This window comes from Exiguobacterium sp. A1_3_1, assembly GCF_048985645.1.
Classification (GTDB): Bacteria; Bacillota; Bacilli; order Exiguobacteriales; family Exiguobacteriaceae; genus Exiguobacterium_A; species Exiguobacterium_A indicum.
The window spans coordinates 1-15,984 of the sequence record NZ_WBYY01000007.1; the positions used below are offsets into that span (position 1 = coordinate 1).

General features: G+C 50.4%; 20 protein-coding genes and 1 riboswitch. Of the genes, 5 read left to right on the forward strand and 15 right to left on the reverse strand.

What is annotated here, in order from left to right; translation table 11 throughout:
• Window positions 1–36: 36 nt before the first annotated feature.
• Window positions 37–330: a putative quinol monooxygenase gene (locus tag F8N00_RS01600; protein WP_174315990.1), complete on the reverse strand. Its 294-nt coding sequence runs from the start codon at window positions 328–330 to the stop codon at window positions 37–39.
• Window positions 331–407: 77 nt separating this feature from the next.
• On the opposite strand from F8N00_RS01600, the gene F8N00_RS01605 reads away from it, so the two are divergent.
• The 4 genes from F8N00_RS01605 to F8N00_RS01620 all read left to right on the forward strand — a co-directional run bounded on the left by F8N00_RS01605 (window position 408) and on the right by F8N00_RS01620 (window position 4,444).
• The gene (locus F8N00_RS01605) at window positions 408–1,586 is read left to right on the forward strand and encodes a M20 metallopeptidase family protein (protein WP_174315989.1); all 1,179 of its coding nucleotides are present in this window, start codon (window positions 408–410) and stop codon (window positions 1,584–1,586) included.
• Between the two features lie 62 nt (window positions 1,587–1,648).
• A riboswitch (SAM riboswitch) is annotated at window positions 1,649–1,752 on the forward strand.
• 95 nt (window positions 1,753–1,847) lie between these two features.
• Window positions 1,848–2,378, forward strand: coding sequence for a peptide-methionine (S)-S-oxide reductase MsrA (msrA, locus tag F8N00_RS01610; RefSeq protein ID WP_023467010.1), 531 nt, complete (start codon window positions 1,848–1,850; stop codon window positions 2,376–2,378).
• A 231-nt stretch (window positions 2,379–2,609) separates the two neighbouring features.
• Window positions 2,610–3,209 carry a winged helix-turn-helix domain-containing protein gene (locus F8N00_RS01615; RefSeq protein WP_075642670.1) on the forward strand — a complete coding sequence of 200 codons (600 nt, stop codon included), beginning with the start codon at window positions 2,610–2,612 and terminating at the stop codon, window positions 3,207–3,209.
• A gap of 14 nt (window positions 3,210–3,223) precedes the next feature.
• Window positions 3,224–4,444 carry an MFS transporter gene (locus tag F8N00_RS01620; RefSeq protein ID WP_174315988.1) on the forward strand — a complete coding sequence of 407 codons (1,221 nt, stop codon included), beginning with the start codon at window positions 3,224–3,226 and terminating at the stop codon, window positions 4,442–4,444.
• Window positions 4,445–4,497: 53 nt separating this feature from the next.
• Here the strand turns inward: F8N00_RS01620 and F8N00_RS01625 are convergent, their stop codons facing one another.
• From F8N00_RS01625 to F8N00_RS01640, 4 genes are all read right to left on the reverse strand, one after another.
• Window positions 4,498–4,980 (reverse strand): DMT family transporter, encoded by a 483-nt coding sequence (locus F8N00_RS01625; protein ID WP_174315987.1) that lies wholly within the window; start codon window positions 4,978–4,980, stop codon window positions 4,498–4,500.
• A gap of 12 nt (window positions 4,981–4,992) precedes the next feature.
• Window positions 4,993–5,661: a Crp/Fnr family transcriptional regulator gene (locus F8N00_RS01630; RefSeq protein WP_023467006.1), complete on the reverse strand. Its 669-nt coding sequence runs from the start codon at window positions 5,659–5,661 to the stop codon at window positions 4,993–4,995.
• A 15-nt stretch (window positions 5,662–5,676) separates the two neighbouring features.
• Window positions 5,677–6,105, reverse strand: a complete 429-nt coding sequence (locus F8N00_RS01635) for a DMT family transporter (protein ID WP_023467005.1) — start codon at window positions 6,103–6,105, stop codon at window positions 5,677–5,679.
• Window positions 6,106–6,242: 137 nt separating this feature from the next.
• Window positions 6,243–7,181 carry an NAD(P)H-dependent flavin oxidoreductase gene (locus F8N00_RS01640; RefSeq protein ID WP_023467004.1) on the reverse strand — a complete coding sequence of 313 codons (939 nt, stop codon included), beginning with the start codon at window positions 7,179–7,181 and terminating at the stop codon, window positions 6,243–6,245.
• 91 nt (window positions 7,182–7,272) lie between these two features.
• On the opposite strand from F8N00_RS01640, the gene F8N00_RS01645 reads away from it, so the two are divergent.
• Window positions 7,273–7,812 carry a gamma carbonic anhydrase family protein gene (locus F8N00_RS01645; RefSeq protein ID WP_023467003.1) on the forward strand — a complete coding sequence of 180 codons (540 nt, stop codon included), beginning with the start codon at window positions 7,273–7,275 and terminating at the stop codon, window positions 7,810–7,812.
• A 56-nt stretch (window positions 7,813–7,868) separates the two neighbouring features.
• On the opposite strand, the gene paaX is transcribed toward F8N00_RS01645, so the two are convergent.
• The 10 genes from paaX to paaB form a co-directional block, all read right to left on the reverse strand.
• Entirely contained in the window at window positions 7,869–8,753 is an 885-nt protein-coding gene (gene paaX, locus F8N00_RS01650) for a phenylacetic acid degradation operon negative regulatory protein PaaX (RefSeq protein WP_023467002.1), read from the reverse strand.
• A gap of 73 nt (window positions 8,754–8,826) precedes the next feature.
• On the reverse strand, window positions 8,827–9,594 hold the full coding sequence (locus F8N00_RS01655) for an enoyl-CoA hydratase-related protein (protein ID WP_421017629.1): 768 nt from the start codon (window positions 9,592–9,594) through the stop codon (window positions 8,827–8,829).
• Entirely contained in the window at window positions 9,591–10,799 is a 1,209-nt protein-coding gene (locus F8N00_RS01660; protein WP_421017630.1) for an acetyl-CoA C-acyltransferase, read from the reverse strand. The genes F8N00_RS01655 and F8N00_RS01660 overlap by 4 nt, the downstream gene beginning before the upstream one ends.
• Window positions 10,796–11,662 (reverse strand): 3-hydroxyacyl-CoA dehydrogenase, encoded by an 867-nt coding sequence (locus F8N00_RS01665; protein ID WP_421017631.1) that lies wholly within the window; start codon window positions 11,660–11,662, stop codon window positions 10,796–10,798. Before F8N00_RS01665 ends, F8N00_RS01660 begins: the two co-directional genes overlap by 4 nt.
• A 74-nt stretch (window positions 11,663–11,736) precedes the next feature.
• Entirely contained in the window at window positions 11,737–13,245 is a 1,509-nt protein-coding gene (locus F8N00_RS01670; protein ID WP_421017632.1) for an aldehyde dehydrogenase family protein, read from the reverse strand.
• 5 nt (window positions 13,246–13,250) lie between these two features.
• On the reverse strand, window positions 13,251–14,030 hold the full coding sequence (locus F8N00_RS01675; RefSeq protein ID WP_336449388.1) for an enoyl-CoA hydratase/isomerase family protein: 780 nt from the start codon (window positions 14,028–14,030) through the stop codon (window positions 13,251–13,253).
• Window positions 14,008–14,331: an EthD family reductase gene (locus tag F8N00_RS01680; RefSeq protein ID WP_023466996.1), complete on the reverse strand. Its 324-nt coding sequence runs from the start codon at window positions 14,329–14,331 to the stop codon at window positions 14,008–14,010. The genes F8N00_RS01675 and F8N00_RS01680 overlap by 23 nt, the downstream gene beginning before the upstream one ends.
• Window positions 14,332–14,346: 15 nt before the next feature.
• A complete protein-coding gene (paaD, locus tag F8N00_RS01685) occupies window positions 14,347–14,841 on the reverse strand; it encodes a 1,2-phenylacetyl-CoA epoxidase subunit PaaD (RefSeq protein ID WP_336449389.1) in 495 nt (164 codons plus the stop codon).
• A gap of 14 nt (window positions 14,842–14,855) precedes the next feature.
• Window positions 14,856–15,641 (reverse strand): 1,2-phenylacetyl-CoA epoxidase subunit PaaC, encoded by a 786-nt coding sequence (gene paaC / locus F8N00_RS01690; RefSeq protein WP_214748542.1) that lies wholly within the window; start codon window positions 15,639–15,641, stop codon window positions 14,856–14,858.
• The gene (gene paaB / locus F8N00_RS01695) at window positions 15,638–15,982 is read right to left on the reverse strand and encodes a 1,2-phenylacetyl-CoA epoxidase subunit PaaB (RefSeq protein WP_023466991.1); all 345 of its coding nucleotides are present in this window, start codon (window positions 15,980–15,982) and stop codon (window positions 15,638–15,640) included. Before paaB ends, paaC begins: the two co-directional genes overlap by 4 nt.
• Window positions 15,983–15,984 lie beyond the last annotated feature (2 nt).

Below are 15,984 nucleotides of genomic sequence, written 5' to 3' on the forward strand. Positions count from 1 at the left end.
GAATTCGACGGCTTCGTCTCTTCTTATCGCAACACGTCAGAATGTCATCTCGACGTATTTCGTTACTTGTCGATCCATCAAGTATAACTCGATCTGTTCACGGTATGCTTTATAATGATCGGATGCGATATGCGCTTCAAGCGCCTCTTCGTCCCGATACACTTCATACAGCATGAATTGATGCTCATCCTCGATCGATTGGTGCAAGGAATAACGTAAGCATCCTTCTTCTTTTTGTGAGGCATGATAGACCGTTTGTAGAATCGGGAAAACTTGATCCGCGAGTCCTGCTTTGATTGTAAGTATAGCGTTGACGACGATTTCTCCCATGTTTCATTATCCCCTTTCGTGATTACCTGTATCTGTACCCATTTTCACGAAAAGACACACGTCAAAGGAGCTTGAAGATGCAAACTCAACTTTTTGAAGCACTTGAACAATTCGAACCGACGATGATCGCGTTACGTCGTGATTTTCATCGACATCCGGAACTCTCTTTCCAGGAAGTCCGCACACCAGAACGAATTGCAAACTTTTACGCGGAGCAGGGCATCCCTTATCAAACAGCCGTCGGAGGTCGTGGTGTCGTCGCGACGATCGAAGGCAAACAGCCTGGTCCGACGATTGCGGTCCGTGCAGATTTCGATGCTTTACCACTTCAAGAAGAGACGACGCTTGCCTTCCGGTCGATCCATCCCGGTGTCATGCATGCTTGCGGGCATGATGGTCACACGGCGATGGTGATGGCCCTTGCTGCTACACTCTATCCGTTACGCGATCAATTGCAAGGAACGATTCGAATCATCCATCAGCATGGAGAAGAGGTCTTTCCTGGCGGAGCCATCCAAATGATCGAAGCCGGCGTCCTCGAAGATGTCGATGCGATTTTTGCGACACATCTCGAAAATGATTTACCAGTCGGTACGATTGGGTTTCGGGAAGGACATACATTATGTGCAATCGACGAATTCGAAATCATCGTTCATGGTCAAGGTGGACATGCGCAAGCACCGCACAAAACAAAAGATGCGCTCGTCGCTGGAGCGCAGCTCGTCTGTAACTTACAGCATCTCGTCAGTCGACGGGTCGATCCGTTCGAGCCGGCTGTTCTCGCAATCGGATCCTTCCATGCGGGAACGGCACCGAACATCGTCACGGGTGAAGCACGCATCGTCGGTGAAATTCGGACGTTCAATGAGACATTGCGGCATCAGCTCCGGCAAGAAGTCGATCTTGTCGCCAAAACGACATGTGCCGGTATTGGTGCCACCTATTCAATCGACTTCACGACTGGTTACCCGGCGCTCTGGAATCATCCGGACGAGACAAAACTTGTTCAGGAAGCCGCTTCTTTCTTACCGGAAACATCCGTCCGGGCACTCACACCAATGATGGCTGCGGATGACTTCGCGCATTATCTAACACATGTCCCGGGAAGTTATTTCTTTACTGGCTCCGGATATACGGACGGTCGCGTCAACTATCCACAGCATCATCCGCAGTACGAAATCAACGAACAGGCGTTGTTGATTGGTGCGAAGACACTCGGAGCGACGGTTTTACGTGCCTTGAAACCTAAGGATTGACTTTATTTCTGTGTGAATGGTATCATCACAACAATGATAACGAATGACATCAACTTCATATACCCTTATCAAGAGTGGACCGAGAGATCTGGATCGATGACGTCCCAGCAACCTGCGCATAGCAAGGTGCTACGACCAGCAAAGCGAAAGCTTTGGTTGATAAAAAGCGGCGACTCCTTTTGCAACCAAGCGAAGGAGTCGTTTTCGTTTTTCTCGCTGTCAGACATACAATGGGAATTTCCCACGGAGAGGAAGAGACGGATGGAAAAAGCAACATTTGCAGGTGGATGTTTTTGGTGCATGGTGACACCATTTGAAGAATTACCAGGAATCGAGGGAATCGTATCAGGTTACATGGGCGGTCACGTCGACAATCCGACGTATGAGCAAGTCAAAACAGGAACGACGGGACATCTCGAAGTCGTCCAAATCACGTTTGATCCGAGCCTATTCCCGTACGAGCGTCTGCTCGAACTCTACTGGCCACAAACGGATCCGACGGATGCAGAAGGTCAATTCCAAGATCGTGGCACGCAGTACGCACCAGCGATTTTCTATCATACGGATGCGCAGCATGAAGCAGCAATCGCTTCCCGTGACGCCCTTGCTGCAAGCAATCGTTTCAAACAACCAATCGTAACGCGGATCGATGCCGCTTCTGAATTTTATCCGGCGGAAGAGTACCATCAAGACTTCCATAAGAAAAATCCAGAACACTATAAAAAAGATCGTGCTGCTTCTGGTCGCGATGCTTTCATCGAGCAGGAATGGAAAGATACGACGACGGTCTAATCACCTCGAACCACATACAGTAGCTGAGACTGATTTCAAACATCTCGTTCTTCCCCTACTTTCCAGTAGAAAGTGGAGGATGACCGAGATGTCACTGGAGTCAGTCTTTTTGTATGTAAACAAATGATGTCTTCTTTACCAACACCCTCACATAAATTTGTAATCGTTTACAAATGAAGTCTTTTGTTTTACGGTTAATAAAAATTAACCGGTTAAAAAGGAGATTATTGCATGGAACAAAAAGCGATTCACATATTAGAGAGCTATGAACAGTTAAAAGTGATCAGTGATCCGTTACGAACAAAAATCCTCATGTTTCTCGTCGAAAAACCACATACGGTACATCAGTTAGCCCACTTGCTGACGTTATCCCGCGCAAAGATCCTCTATCATGTACGAGAACTTGAAAAGCATGACTTGATTCGCCTCGTCCGGACGGAAGAACAGGGCGGCAATCTATTGAAATACTATCAAGCGATTGCTCGAGGCTACATTCCTGCCGATCATCTACTGAACTTCGTCGAGACGAATGAAGCGACCCGGCAGTCGTATCTCGAAGTATTGGACCGAGCAAAGACACGCGTCCTCACCGCTCCAACTACTGCTTTTTCTCCTGTGTCTTCAAACGTTGAAGACTGGATGAGCTTATCGCTTCAAAAGGAACTGACGATGTCTGAAGCCAATTTTCGGCAATTTTCTACCAAATATCGTGCTCTATTGGACGAGTTCACACAGTCCCCTTCACTAGACGAAGAAGATAAAAAACACTTCTATATCATGACGACTGCCTTTGCAATTGATGAACCACTATTTGAGAATGACGACGTCTAAACCGGAGGTGCCATATGCTGCCTGTTGAAATGGATACGCAACAATCGCTGTTTAAAAATCCATCTTTTTTATTTTTATGGGGGTCCGGTATGTGCTCTGCCCTCTCCCTATCAACCTATCTGTTTGTTGAACAATGGTATGTCATCCATACGCTAAACCAGGCGTCATATCTCGGATTCATCCTCATGGCCACCTTGTTACCCCGTATTTTTCTCATGTTATTCGGTGGCGTCCTATCCGATCGCTATAAACGTTCGACGATCATGCGCATCTCGAGCGCTTTACGGATCAGTTTCATTCTCTGTCTTCTCGCATTACTTCATACCGATCAGCTTACATTGCTGACGATTTTAGTATTCGCCTTGCTATTCGGTAGTGTGGATGCATTCTTTTCGCCGGCGAATGCTTCCTTACTGCCTACACTCGTTCCGAAAGAACAACTCACTAAAGCCAATTCACTGATTCAAACATCTAATCAAATCGCCCTCTTTTCAGGTCCGATTCTTGGTGGAGTCATCCTCAGCCATTCTTCTTACTCGCACGTCTTTCTCGTGATTTTCGGCACACTCTGTCTGACGCTTCTCTTCACGTATGGTATTCGTGAATCTAAGATCAAGCGATCGCTTCAGCATTCAGCTCTCTTTGAACTAAAAGAAGGGCTACATTACGTCTTTCACCTTCAGCAACTCAAGCAGACACTTTTTCTTGTCATCTGTGTCAATTTCTTTTTCTTTGGACCACTCTTACTCGGAATCCCCTTACTCGTTCATGATGTGCTCCAAGGAGATGCGATGGATTTAAGTTATATGCAAGGGGCTTATCAAATGGGAATGCTCGGAGGGGCGCTCTGGAGTGGTTTAACGCAGAAGAAAGAAAACGGGCTTACCTCATCGGTCCGATTGATTGGCGCCTTAGGTTTGCTTTTCTTCCTGCTTAGTCAAGTCCAGCAGATTTCGTTGTACCTGATCATCCTGTTATCACTTGGTGTCCTTTCTTCCATCATCAATATTCGCTTCATTACGTTCATCCAGTCTCAGTGTGCGGAACAGACGATGGGACGTGTCATGAGTGTCGTGAATGCCGCGTCAAACGGTCTCGTTCCATTATCTTATGCGCTTCTCTCTTTTCTACTGTCGTTTCATGTTTCAATCACGACGATCATGTTGTACTGTGGTCTTCTCATCCTTGTCCTCTCGCTTTACTTTAGAAAACGCATGATCCAGGTCAAAAACTAGTCAAAAAAAGACAGTGGATTGGAATACCACCGTCCTCGTTCTGTATTCGGTTATTACGAAACACGTTCTACTTGATCCGCCGCCTTCTCTTCCGGCGCGACGACTTGATACCGTTTCAAAACGAAGATCCCACATACCATGACGGCGAGACCGAAGAGCTGACCGAACGATAAATCAATTTGTGGTAAACCGAACCAGCCGAACGTATCAACAGCAAGAGCAAAGCTTAACTGCGAAATCAGAACGACAGAGATCGCGACGGACGGACCAAGTAACTGAATCCCACGCATGACACAAAAAACGACGCCGACACCGACAAGTCCACCAAACCAATAGAGTGGCGATACGTTTTGAATCTGTCCGATTGTTCCACCACGAAACAGAACATACGTGACACTTGCTCCGATGAAGCCAACGAAGAAGACTAGCGTCGTTGTCGCCCAAGCACCGAACGCGTCACTCATCCGGGCGTTCAATACCGTCTGTAAACTGATCAACATCCCTGCCAATACGGCACACACGATGCCTATTACCATGTTCGTTCCTCCTTACTCATAGCTATTGCCGTTCGCCTTCTCGCGAATCCTCTCCAGATCAACGATGATGATTTTCCCGCGTCGTCGAACGAGAATCTCCTCTTCACACAATTTCGTGATGATCCGATTGAGATGGCGATAACTCGTTCCAAGCCAGTCGGCGACGTCATGTAAGTTCGACGTCCGCATCTCCTGATAAAATAAACTGTCACTGGCTTCAGAAGCGATCGATAACAAATACCCTGCAAATCGCTCTTCAACTGTATACAACACATGGTGCGACGCTGATTTCGAGTCGGCATACCACTTCGCTGTGATCGTGCGTAATAAGAATTGCAGAAAGACGTTCGTTGTATTGTGCTCGCGTAAAATCGCATACGGTACGCTCAACACCTCGACATCGGTCACTGCTTCGACCGTATTCAGCACTTCCCGTTCATTGATGAACTCAGCGTCACCGATCACCGTCAGTGGTGTCTTGAATCGTAGAATCCGTTGTTTCCCTTCTGACGAGGCAGCAGATATCTTAACTTTGCCTGCGACGATGAAGTACATCCGGTCGATCGCTGCCCCTGTCGTACAGAGGAGTTCCCCTTTTTGGAAGGTTTCTTGACGCAACCAAGCGCGCGTCTCTTCCGTCAAAATCGTATCCAGTCCATACTGTTGAATGACGGTTTCCATGTTCATTTCCCCCCTTTAGGCAAGTGAGAAAATCGCAACTCCTGCAAGCATGAGACCCACACCAACCCATTGACCACGATTTCCTTGTTTTTTTAAGACACCGAACCATCCCTTTAAATCAATCACAAACGCACATAAAATCTGTGCGACGAGTAATAAACACATCGCCCATGTCATCCCGAGTTTTTGGATTGCTGTCAGTTCCGTTACGACGACTAGCACACCAATCAAACCGCCGCTCGCATAAATCCACGGTAACTGACGGAAGCCACCGATTTTCCGGTCTCGTACGAAACTATAAATGACTAAACAACCCATCAGACCAACAAAGTGGACGATCAATACGGACAACCACGGTCCGACGCCTGTCGCAAGGCGCGCATTGAATATGCCTTGCAGGGCGATGAACAGACCGCTCATCAAAGCAAACATGACTCCTTGCACGTCATCTCCTCCTTTAATCTCTACACTAGAGTAGACCTTACTCGTGCCCTACTTGAAAAGGACAAATGTCCCATTTTCAAAAAAACATGAAAAAACCCGCTGTCCACAAGTGGAATCACGGGTCCCTCACTATATGCTCATGTCGTAAAACGAGTCGTCGTTTGCTTCAGCTGTTCCTCTGCTTCCGTCATCATGCGCGTAAACAACTCCGCAACAGTCGGCACATCATGAATCAATCCCGCAACTAGTCCAGCGTTGACATACCCTTTCTCCTCATCGCCCTCAAGAGCGCCCGTAATATGATACGACTCATTCGTCTGATCAAGAAAAGCAGCAGGTGTCTCTGCTGTGAGTCGTTCGACGTAAGGACCATCAAGGACACGTCGGACGAATCCGACGGAACGTCCGATGATGCGTGTATCGGTATCGGTCGCATCCATTAAGTGCGCCTTGTATGCCGAATGAACCTTCGCCTCTTCCGTCGCGATCAATCGTGTTCCGAGCTGGGCACCAGCCGCACCAAGCAACAGAACAGCTGCTAGTCCACGCCCGTCACCAATCCCACCCGCTGCCAGGATCGGAATGTTGATCCGATCGACGAGTTGCGGAATCAAGGTCAGCGTCGTCAACTCGAGCGGTGAATTGATACCTGCCGCTTCAACTCCCTCCGCTACGAGTACATCAGCGCCTGCCTGTTCTGCCTTTAACGCCTGTTTGACTGAAGCGACAACCGCGATCGTTTTGATGCCAGCAGCTTGAAGTCGCGCTATGTAAGGTGCTGGATTTCCTGCCGACAAGGAGACGACCGGAATCTTTTCTGCGATCGCGAGATCAATCAGTGCTTCTGTATAGGGAGACACACGAATCGCAATGTTCAAGGCAAATGGTTGATCCGTCAGCATTCGTGTCTCGCGAATCCGCGACGCCACTTCGTCGACCGACAATGTCCCGCACCCGAGCGTTCCGAGTCCCCCGGCATTCGAAACCGCTGCCGTCAGCGCCGCATGACTAATGTTACCCATTCCTCCTTGGATCAAAGGATATCGAATTTTAAAGAGCTCACAAATCGGAAACATGTCTTTCCTCCGTTCTCGCCTTCACTCACATGCTATACTGACATGGAATGAATAGTAGTTCATCTTATTATAGAAACGAGGTCATTCTGTTATGAAGATTCCGTATCAATCGATTCATCCGAACGTCGCCTCCGATGTGTTCATCGCTCCTGGCGCTTATCTGATCGGAGACGTCACGATCGGTTCCGAGTCTACCGTCTGGTTCAACGCTGTCTTACGCGGTGACGAAGGACCGATTACAATTGGGAAACGATGCAGTATCCAGGACAATGCGACGATTCATCTCTATGAAGGGGCACCCGTCGTCATTGAAGATGAAGTAACGGTCGGACATAACGCAATTTTACACGGTTGCAAAATCGGACGTCGTTCGATCGTCGGAATGGGTGCGACCGTTCTTGATCATGCAGAGATCGGTGAAGAATGCATCATCGGGGCGAATACGCTAATTCCATCGGGAAAAGTTTTCCCACCCCGTTCGCTGATCATCGGCTCACCCGGTAAAGTCGTGCGTGAACTAACAGAAGCGGATCTTGCGATGATTCAGGAGTCAATTGATTCTTATGTCGATAAAGGATATGCCTTCCGAAACATTCTCGCAGAATCTGCTGAACAGAATATATCTGAATGACACGAATGCGGGGCGGATCAACTGATCCGTCCCGCTCTTTTCATTCGAATAAATGCTCACCGCTCTGCAAACAGCGGATGTTCCGCCGCGTCGTACGAGGCACTGCGTTGGGATACATCATGCGTCTCTTCAAAGATCGATTCGAAGAACCGACTCGCTGGTTGTGCGAGCAATCGGTAATATTGTTCGAACAAGAGCGCCGCATGGTGCCCGCTCCAAGCGTCCGGTAACAGTTCTTGCGGTAATCCGGGATCCGTGAACAGAAACTTCCGGTATTCATGTACGAGCATCGTCCGTTCGACGAAACACTGTTCATCCGTCATTTCTCCGAGTTGGAGCTGACTCTGATGGACGATGTATTGCCGGCTGTAATCCGTGATGAACGTCTCGTAACGCTCCTGCAATTCCTCCAGCGGAAACGCGCGCTCGACGAGGGATTGATCCTGCTTCGGACCATGGTATTCACCGACGAAGAAATCGACATACTCTTCGATCTCATACGACGCGATCAATCGTTCCGCCTCTTTTTCAAGCGGGTTCGGTGAAATCCAAACCCCGTTCGATAAGTTACCAAACCCACTCCACGTCAGTTCTTTACGGAGCTCATCGCGAATCTGCCGCTTGTCCTCCGGAATCGTGTACATCAACGTCCGCCATTTCCCGTCCCAGTCGTGCGGTGTTGATCTGTAGATCCGCCGTGCAGCCTCCTCCATCCGTTCCACCCCACGTGGTGTTAATGAATAGAAGCTTTTATTTCCTTGTTTCTCGGAGACGAGCCAGCCTTGTTTAACCATTCGGGATACCGCGACCCGAACGGCCTGCTCGTTATGTCCGAACTCTTTGACGAGTCGAATTAAACTCCCGACCCAGATTTGATTGCCGTAATGGCGAATGTAATCGCCGTAAATCGTAAAGATCATCGATTGGGTGTTCGCACTCATGGTATTCACTCTCTCTTCAGTCGTTCATAGTGTGTATCGTTAGTATACGGGTTATTTCAAACGTCGACCATCCTCATCTTCCTTCAAAGCGCGGTGGTCGTTTTTCAGCGAAGGCTTGTAGCGCTTCCTGACGATCAGCCGTCGGAATGACGACTTCATAGGCTTCCGTTTCGAGCTGTAGTCCTTCTTCGAGTGAGACATCCCGCCCTTGATCAATCGCTCGTTTCGCTTGGCGCAAGGCGATTGGTCCGTTCTGTAACATCTGATTAGCAAACTCAAGACACGTCGTCATCAACGCTTCCCGGGCAACGACGGCTGTCGCGAGTCCGTACCGTTCTGCTGTCATCGCATCGATTTTTTTCGCCGTGAAGATCAATTCCTTTGCCCGTGTCTCCCCAATCAGTCGTGGCAAGCGCTGAGTTCCACCAGCTCCCGGAATGATTCCGAAGCTAGTCTCCGTCAAGCCGACGAGTGCATCCTCGACGAGAAAACGGAAATCACAGGCAAGGATCCACTCGAACCCACCGCCGAGCGCGTGACCGTTGACGGCTGCGATCGTTGGTTGCGGCAATTGTGCGATCGAAGTGAAGACGTTCCGAATCGCAAGGACATTGCGCCGGACTTCTTCTTCGTTTAAATGCACGCGTTCTTTTAAATCGGCGCCGGCGCTAAATGCTTTCCCCGTTCCCGTAAACAGGACGACCCGCGCTTCCGGGTCGACCGATAACGTATCGACCTGTTCTTGCAAAGCGACAAGCGTCGGATAATCGAGACAGTTCAAACGTTCTGGACGATCAATCCGGACGATCGCGATATAGCCTTCTCGTTCTAAGTGAATCATACGAGTCCCTCCCGATCGACGACAAGTGCGATACCCTGTCCGACTCCGACACACATCGTCGCGAGACCATACGTCCGGTTCGTCCGGCGCATCTCATGCAATAATGTCGTCAAAATCCGCGCCCCACTCGCACCGAGTGGATGACCGAAAGCGATCGCACCACCGTTGACGTTGACTTTTTCGCTTGGTAAACCAAGTACTTCGATACAGGCAAGACTTTGAGCCGCAAAGGCTTCGTTTAACTCGATCTGATCGAGCTGTTCGACCGTCAACCCTGCCCGCCGGAGAACTTTTTTTGTCGCGTCGATCGGTCCGATCCCCATGATGGCAGGTTCGACCCCTGCCGTCGCACTCGCCCGGTAATACCCGAGCGGCGTCAAACCGAGTTCGTTTGCTTTTTCTTCACTCATCAATAACAACGCCGACGCACCGTCGTTGACACCAGATGCATTCCCCGCCGTCACGGTACCATTTGGGAATAACGGACGAAGTGTCGCCAGTTTCTCACGTGTCGTCTCGGGACGAGGATGTTCATCACGATCGAAGACGCTGACGTTACCTTTCCGGTCTGTTTGTGTGACCGCAACCAGTTCGTCCGTGAAGTGCTCTGCCTCGATGGCTCGTTTTGCGCGTTGCTGGCTTTCGAACGCAAAGTCGTCCTGCGCTTCGCGTGAGATCCCGTACTGACGGGCGACGTTCTCAGCTGTCTCCGGCATCGAATCCGTTCCGTATTGATCTGCTAAACGATCATTGACGAAGCGCCAACCGATCGTCGTATCGTACATCGTCTGATTGCCACGTGGGTTGGCCTGATCCGGCTTCGCGAGAACGAACGGTGCACGCGTCATACTTTCCGTCCCACCAGCGATATAGATATCGCCTTCACCTAAGGCAATCCCTCGTGCCGCCGCGATGACAGCGTCGAGCCCTGACCCACATAAGCGATTGATCGTCGTACCAGCGACTTCGACCGGTAGACCAGCTAGTAGTCCCGACATCCGGGCGACGTTACGATTGTCTTCTCCCGCCTGATTCGCATTGCCAAAAATGACTTCCTCGATCGTCTTCGGATCGACTTGTGGATTACGCTCAAGCAACGCTTCGATGACGCGTGCTCCTAAGTCATCTGGACGAACCTGACGCAACGCGCCGTTATAGCGACCGATCGGTGTCCGAACGGCATCGATGATGGCGACCCGTTTCATGATGTCACCTCGCGATTCGTATAGTCATAGACGCCACGACCTGTCTTACGACCGAGTCGACCCGCTTTGACATACTGTTCGAGTAGTGGTGCCGGACGGTATTTTTCGCCGAGCTTCTCATGCAGATACTTTAAGTTGTGGAGCCGAGTATCAAGTCCGACCAAGTCCCCGAGTTCGAATGGTCCCATCGGGTAGTTTAAGCCGAGTTTGATCGCTTTATCGATCTCTTCTGCTGTCCCGAGTCCTTCTTGTAACATGTAGAACGCTTCGTTTCCGACGAGCGCACTGATCCGCGAAGTCACGAACCCAGGAAACTCACGGATGACGACCGTTTCCTTCTGCATCTGACGCGCTACCTGTTCAAGAGCTGCAACCGTCTCATCCGATGTCTCAAGACCACGAACGAGCTCGATCAGTGGCATCAGATGGACCGGATTGAAGAAATGCATCGCCATGACCCGGTCCGCCCGGTTCGTAAAGGACGCAATTTCCGTTGGACTCATCGTCGACGTGTTCGTCGCAAAATAACAGTCCGGACGTGCATGTGCTTCTAGCGTTTCAAAGACTTGCTGTTTGATGCTCAGTTGTTCCGGTACTGCTTCAATGACGAGATCCGCTTGTTGTGCCGCCTCAGCTAGGTCGGTCGACAGACGCAGCCGATCGAACAATCCCTCGACCTCATTCGCGGACATCTTCCCTCGCGTGATGCCTTTCTCTGCGATGCGTTCGAGTTCTCGATAGGCACTTTGAACATATTCTTCTTTAATATCAACGAGTGTCACCTGAAATCCGCGGTGTGCGGCCACATAAGCGATGCCACGTCCCATGACGCCGGATCCGACGACGACGATTTGTTCTACCATCTAAATTCCCCCTTATCCCCTGTGCTGTTAAAAAAGGCTGGACTTCCCGACGGAACTCCAGCCTTCCCTCTTGCTTATAGTCCGAACGGATTGAGTGGACGACTGCCGTAATACGACAAGATACTTTTTGTTTCCGTGTACAGATCAAGCGTCTCGATACAGAGTTCACGACCGAAGCCCGATTGTTTATAGCCACCAAACGGTGTACCCGGGAAGGCAGAGAACGGACAGTTGACCATGACGATGCCGGCTTTGATTTGATTGGCGACACGTGTCGCTTTCGCGCCATCTTTCGTCCAAACAGCTGAGCCGAGTCCAAACGATGTATCGTTTGCTAGACGAATCGCTTCTTTTTCATCTTTAAACGGCATGACGACGACGACCGGTCCGAAGATTTCTTCGTTGACCGCTTTCATCTCGTGCGTGACGTCGGTAATGATCGTCGGTGCGTACCAGAATCCTTTTTCGTATCCTTCTGGTGCTGAAGCATGACCTCCTGTGACGATCGTTGCGCCGTCCGCTTTCGCCGACTGGACATATCCATCGATGACGTCGACTTGCTGTTGGTCGATGATCGCTCCAACGTGTGTTCCTTTATCGAATGGGTTACCGAGGACGAGTTGTTTTGTCTTCGCGACGAATTGTTCCATGAACGCTTCGTAGATCTCTTCGTGGACATACAGGCGCGAGCGCGCTTCACACGATTGACCGCTGTTATAGAAGATCCCGAACAATGAACCATCAACAGCTGCTGTCACGTCCGCATCTTCAAAGACGATGTTCGGTGATTTCCCACCGAGTTCGAGTGTGACCCGTTTTAGCGTCTCAGACGCACGTCCCATGATGTCTTTACCGACTGGCGTCGAACCCGTGAAGGCGACTTTATCGACGTGAGGATGCTCGACAAGATGGTTGCCGATCTCGCGTCCGGATCCCGGGATGACGTTGACGACACCTGCTGGTACGCCGGCCTCTAGACAAATCTCACCGAGAATGATCGCTGTCAACGGTGTCAAGGTCGCTGGTTTGACGACGACCGAACAACCGACTGCGATTGCTGGTGCGACTTTCCAAGCTGCCATCATCAACGGATAGTTCCACGGAATGATTTGTGCACAGACACCGACTGCTTCTTTTTCCGTGTAGTTATGGAATTGTCCCGGTACGTTATTGACGACACCACGATGACCGACGATCGCACCCGCATAGAATTCAAAGTCTTCAATCGCTTGCGTGACTTGTCCTTGCGCCGCTGCCAGTGATTTCCCTGTATCAAGAATCTCCAGTTCGACGATTTCGTTGAAGCGGGAACGCATGATGCTCGCAACCTTATTCAAGACTTGTGCCCGACGCCCGACCGGCCACATCTTCCACTTCCCGTGATCAAACGCATCGCGTGCCGCTTGAACGGCGCGATCGGCGTCTTCTTTCGATGCTTTTGCGACTTCCGCGATCACTTCGCCTGTTGCCGGATTGTATGTTTTGAACGTCTCGCCTGTTGCGCCCTCGACCTGTTCGCCGTTGATGAGCAAATGATAGACGGACCGTTTCATTTCAAGTGTTTTTTCATGTACTGTCGACATTGTATTCACTCCTGTTCCTGTTGATTGAAAATCGGTGATCGTTTTTCGAGAAATGCTTGCATGCCTTCTGTTTGATCGGCTGTCGCGAACAAGAGATAGAAGTTACGGCGTTCGTGCTCCATCCCATCCTGTAACGATAAATCGACGGCTTTGTTTGCCGCGTCCTTGATCAGTCGCAACGCCATGCTCGGTTGATTCGATAACCGCTCTGCCATCGCCAGCACCGTCGCTTCGACATCAGCCGTCACCCGGTTGATGATACCGAGTCGTTCCGCTTCCTCTGCCTTCATCCGGTCGCCGGTGAAGAGCCACTCGAGCGCTCGCGTCCGACCGATGCATTTCGTCAAGCGCTGCGTCCCGCCTGCTCCTGGCATGACGCCGAGTCCGACTTCTGGAAAGCCGAACTGAGTCGCGGGATCGGCGTAGATTAAATCACAAGCGAGTGCCAGTTCAAAACCGCCGCCGAGAACAAAACCGTGGACACCTGCAATGATCGGCTTTTTGATTCGACTGATCCGGTCCCAGTCCGCGAATGGATCGAGAAGTTCCATCGAGATCGGTGTCGCCTCGAGCATCTCCTCGATATCGGCACCTGCCGAAAACGACTTTCCGTTTCCCGTCAAAACGATGACCGTCACACGTTCGTCGCGGTCAAACGTCTCCATCGCCTCGACGATTTCCCGGACCATCGTCCGGTTCAGCGCATTGTATCGTGCCGTTCGGTCGAGTCGAATCCGACCGATCCGATCAACCATTTCCGTCTTAACGTACTGTTGTGTCGGCATGGACATCTTCACCAATCATCAATGTGACGAGATCCCCCGCAAAGCTCATCAAGTCTTTCCCGGACGCTTTTCCTTCGAGCGAACGCATGCCTGCTTGCATCGCTTCCTGACTTTCATAGACCATCTCGCACATCAAGTAATATTTTCCGTCTCCGCCCATTGGTGAGCCGACGATTTTCGTGACGTTCATTTCTTGCAGTCCTGGAATTTTTGCTGTCAATGGACCATGGACCTCAAAGTAATGCTGATCGAATGCTTCCTTGTTTTCCGGATGTTTGTAAAGTGCGATTAATTTTGCCATATTGATTACCTTCCTTCACATGAGAGTAGAGACGGGTTTCATCGCCTCGAATGGATTTTTACACGATTTACAGTAGAGAATACTTCGACAAGCGGTCGGTCCGAATAAGTTTTCCATCGTCACGTACGTCGATCCACAGTACGGACAGTCAATCTCCCACTTCCCTTGCTCGAGCCGAGGGGGAGCGATCCCGAATGCCTTCAATCCTTGCATGCCTTGTTCCGTGATCCGGTCCGATGTCCACGGTGGATCAAATCGGAACTGGACGTCGACCTGTTCGACATTCGGAATCACCTGCAAGGCAGATTCGGTGTTTTTTTTAATGATTTCAAGCGCCGGGCAACCGAGGAACGTCGGGAGAAGCGTGACGCGCACCAGGTAACCATGCTCCGTCGCCTCCGCGTCCATCGTCTCGACCATGCCAAGATCTAAAATACTGACGCTATCAATTTCCGGATCCTTCACCCCGTTCAGGGCTTCCCGGATTGCATCCTGGAGTGTCGTCGTCATGCTTCCCTCTCCTTTCACCACGTCGCCGTCTGATCGATCAAGTAGACTTCTCCGAGTGTCGCAAGCGCGTCGTTCAAATCTTCCGTGTGATCGCCGTCCCGCCCGTTACGCGTCATCTGCATTTCCGGAAGTGTCACGTTCAATTCGACGAGTAACGGTGTGATCGTCTGATACCAACGATCGAGTAAAATCCCTTGCCCTTCGATCAACCGCATCTCTTCGATCAATTGACCGTGTTCGCCATAATCGAACATGTCACCGAAGTCATAGAGGACTTTTTCTAGGGCTGCATCCATCTTCTGCCGCGCCGTCTCCGTCGATTGATAAAGCTGGGTAAACCACGTTTGCCAGTGCAGCAAATGATAGTACAATTCCATGTTGATCTTGACGGCAGCCGTAGCGAGTGGCTCGTAACTACTCGACTTCAAAGCATCAATCCGGATCTTTTTCGCGACCGTGTAGCAATAGTTCCGTACGACGGCGAATGCCCAGTCATATTCAGGCTTCTCCATGTAGTAGCCAGGTCCGTTGACACGTTCGACGAGAATCGAATTCTTCCGTTCATGCGCTAGTCGGACATGAGCTAATGCATCAGCATTTCCTTCGCCGAGTTCTTCGAGGAGTTGGTAATACATCGCCGCGTGTCCCATTGAATCTTGCGCAATCGAAGACGAAGCGACGTCCTCTTCGATATGCGGTGCGAGTCCGAGCCATTCCGAACCACGATACGCGTAAAGGAAATCATCATCCGCGAGTTGATAGAGTAAGGAGGCGAGTGCCGTCCGTTCGTGTTCCGTCATTTGGAATCGCCTCCTTGCCAAGACATGATCTCTTTTTCATCGAGCATCTGTTGCTCGTAATGACGCCATTTTTTCTTCAAGTAGCCGTACCCTTTCGTCGTCCGGTAGTCCTTATTATCAAGGCGTTGTAACATCTGCTTCTCATCGGGTGACAAACCACGGATATCTTCGCGTTTGACGACCCAGATGTCGACGACCGGTTCCCGGCGCATGAAGTTTTCTTGCGCCATCAACAGTGCCATCTCCTTATTCGGAGCGAGCAAGCTGAATTGATGGGTGAACGCCGCGTTCGGCGTCCGTTTGCTAAAGACTTCGAATTCGTGATAAAACGTCTCGTTCATCG

Coding starts and splice junctions, on each gene's coding strand:
- F8N00_RS01600 (WP_174315990.1), bottom strand. CDS start 330: ATGGGAGAAATCGTCGTCAACGCTATACTTACAATCAAAGCAGGACTC.
- F8N00_RS01605 (WP_174315989.1), top strand. CDS start 408: ATGCAAACTCAACTTTTTGAAGCACTTGAACAATTCGAACCGACGATG.
- msrA (WP_023467010.1), top strand. CDS start 1,848: ATGGAAAAAGCAACATTTGCAGGTGGATGTTTTTGGTGCATGGTGACA.
- F8N00_RS01615 (WP_075642670.1), top strand. CDS start 2,610: ATGGAACAAAAAGCGATTCACATATTAGAGAGCTATGAACAGTTAAAA.
- F8N00_RS01620 (WP_174315988.1), top strand. CDS start 3,224: ATGCTGCCTGTTGAAATGGATACGCAACAATCGCTGTTTAAAAATCCA.
- F8N00_RS01625 (WP_174315987.1), bottom strand. CDS start 4,980: ATGGTAATAGGCATCGTGTGTGCCGTATTGGCAGGGATGTTGATCAGT.
- F8N00_RS01630 (WP_023467006.1), bottom strand. CDS start 5,661: ATGGAAACCGTCATTCAACAGTATGGACTGGATACGATTTTGACGGAA.
- F8N00_RS01640 (WP_023467004.1), bottom strand. CDS start 7,181: ATGTTTCCGATTTGTGAGCTCTTTAAAATTCGATATCCTTTGATCCAA.
- F8N00_RS01645 (WP_023467003.1), top strand. CDS start 7,273: ATGAAGATTCCGTATCAATCGATTCATCCGAACGTCGCCTCCGATGTG.
- paaX (WP_023467002.1), bottom strand. CDS start 8,753: ATGAGTGCGAACACCCAATCGATGATCTTTACGATTTACGGCGATTAC.
- F8N00_RS01655 (WP_421017629.1), bottom strand. CDS start 9,594: ATGATTCACTTAGAACGAGAAGGCTATATCGCGATCGTCCGGATTGAT.
- F8N00_RS01660 (WP_421017630.1), bottom strand. CDS start 10,799: ATGAAACGGGTCGCCATCATCGATGCCGTTCGGACACCGATCGGTCGC.
- F8N00_RS01665 (WP_421017631.1), bottom strand. CDS start 11,662: ATGGTAGAACAAATCGTCGTCGTCGGATCCGGCGTCATGGGACGTGGC.
- F8N00_RS01670 (WP_421017632.1), bottom strand. CDS start 13,245: ATGTCGACAGTACATGAAAAAACACTTGAAATGAAACGGTCCGTCTAT.
- F8N00_RS01675 (WP_336449388.1), bottom strand. CDS start 14,030: ATGCCGACACAACAGTACGTTAAGACGGAAATGGTTGATCGGATCGGT.
- F8N00_RS01680 (WP_023466996.1), bottom strand. CDS start 14,331: ATGGCAAAATTAATCGCACTTTACAAACATCCGGAAAACAAGGAAGCA.
- paaD (WP_336449389.1), bottom strand. CDS start 14,841: ATGACGACGACACTCCAGGATGCAATCCGGGAAGCCCTGAACGGGGTG.
- paaC (WP_214748542.1), bottom strand. CDS start 15,641: ATGACGGAACACGAACGGACGGCACTCGCCTCCTTACTCTATCAACTC.
- paaB (WP_023466991.1), bottom strand. CDS start 15,982: ATGAACGAGACGTTTTATCACGAATTCGAAGTCTTTAGCAAACGGACG.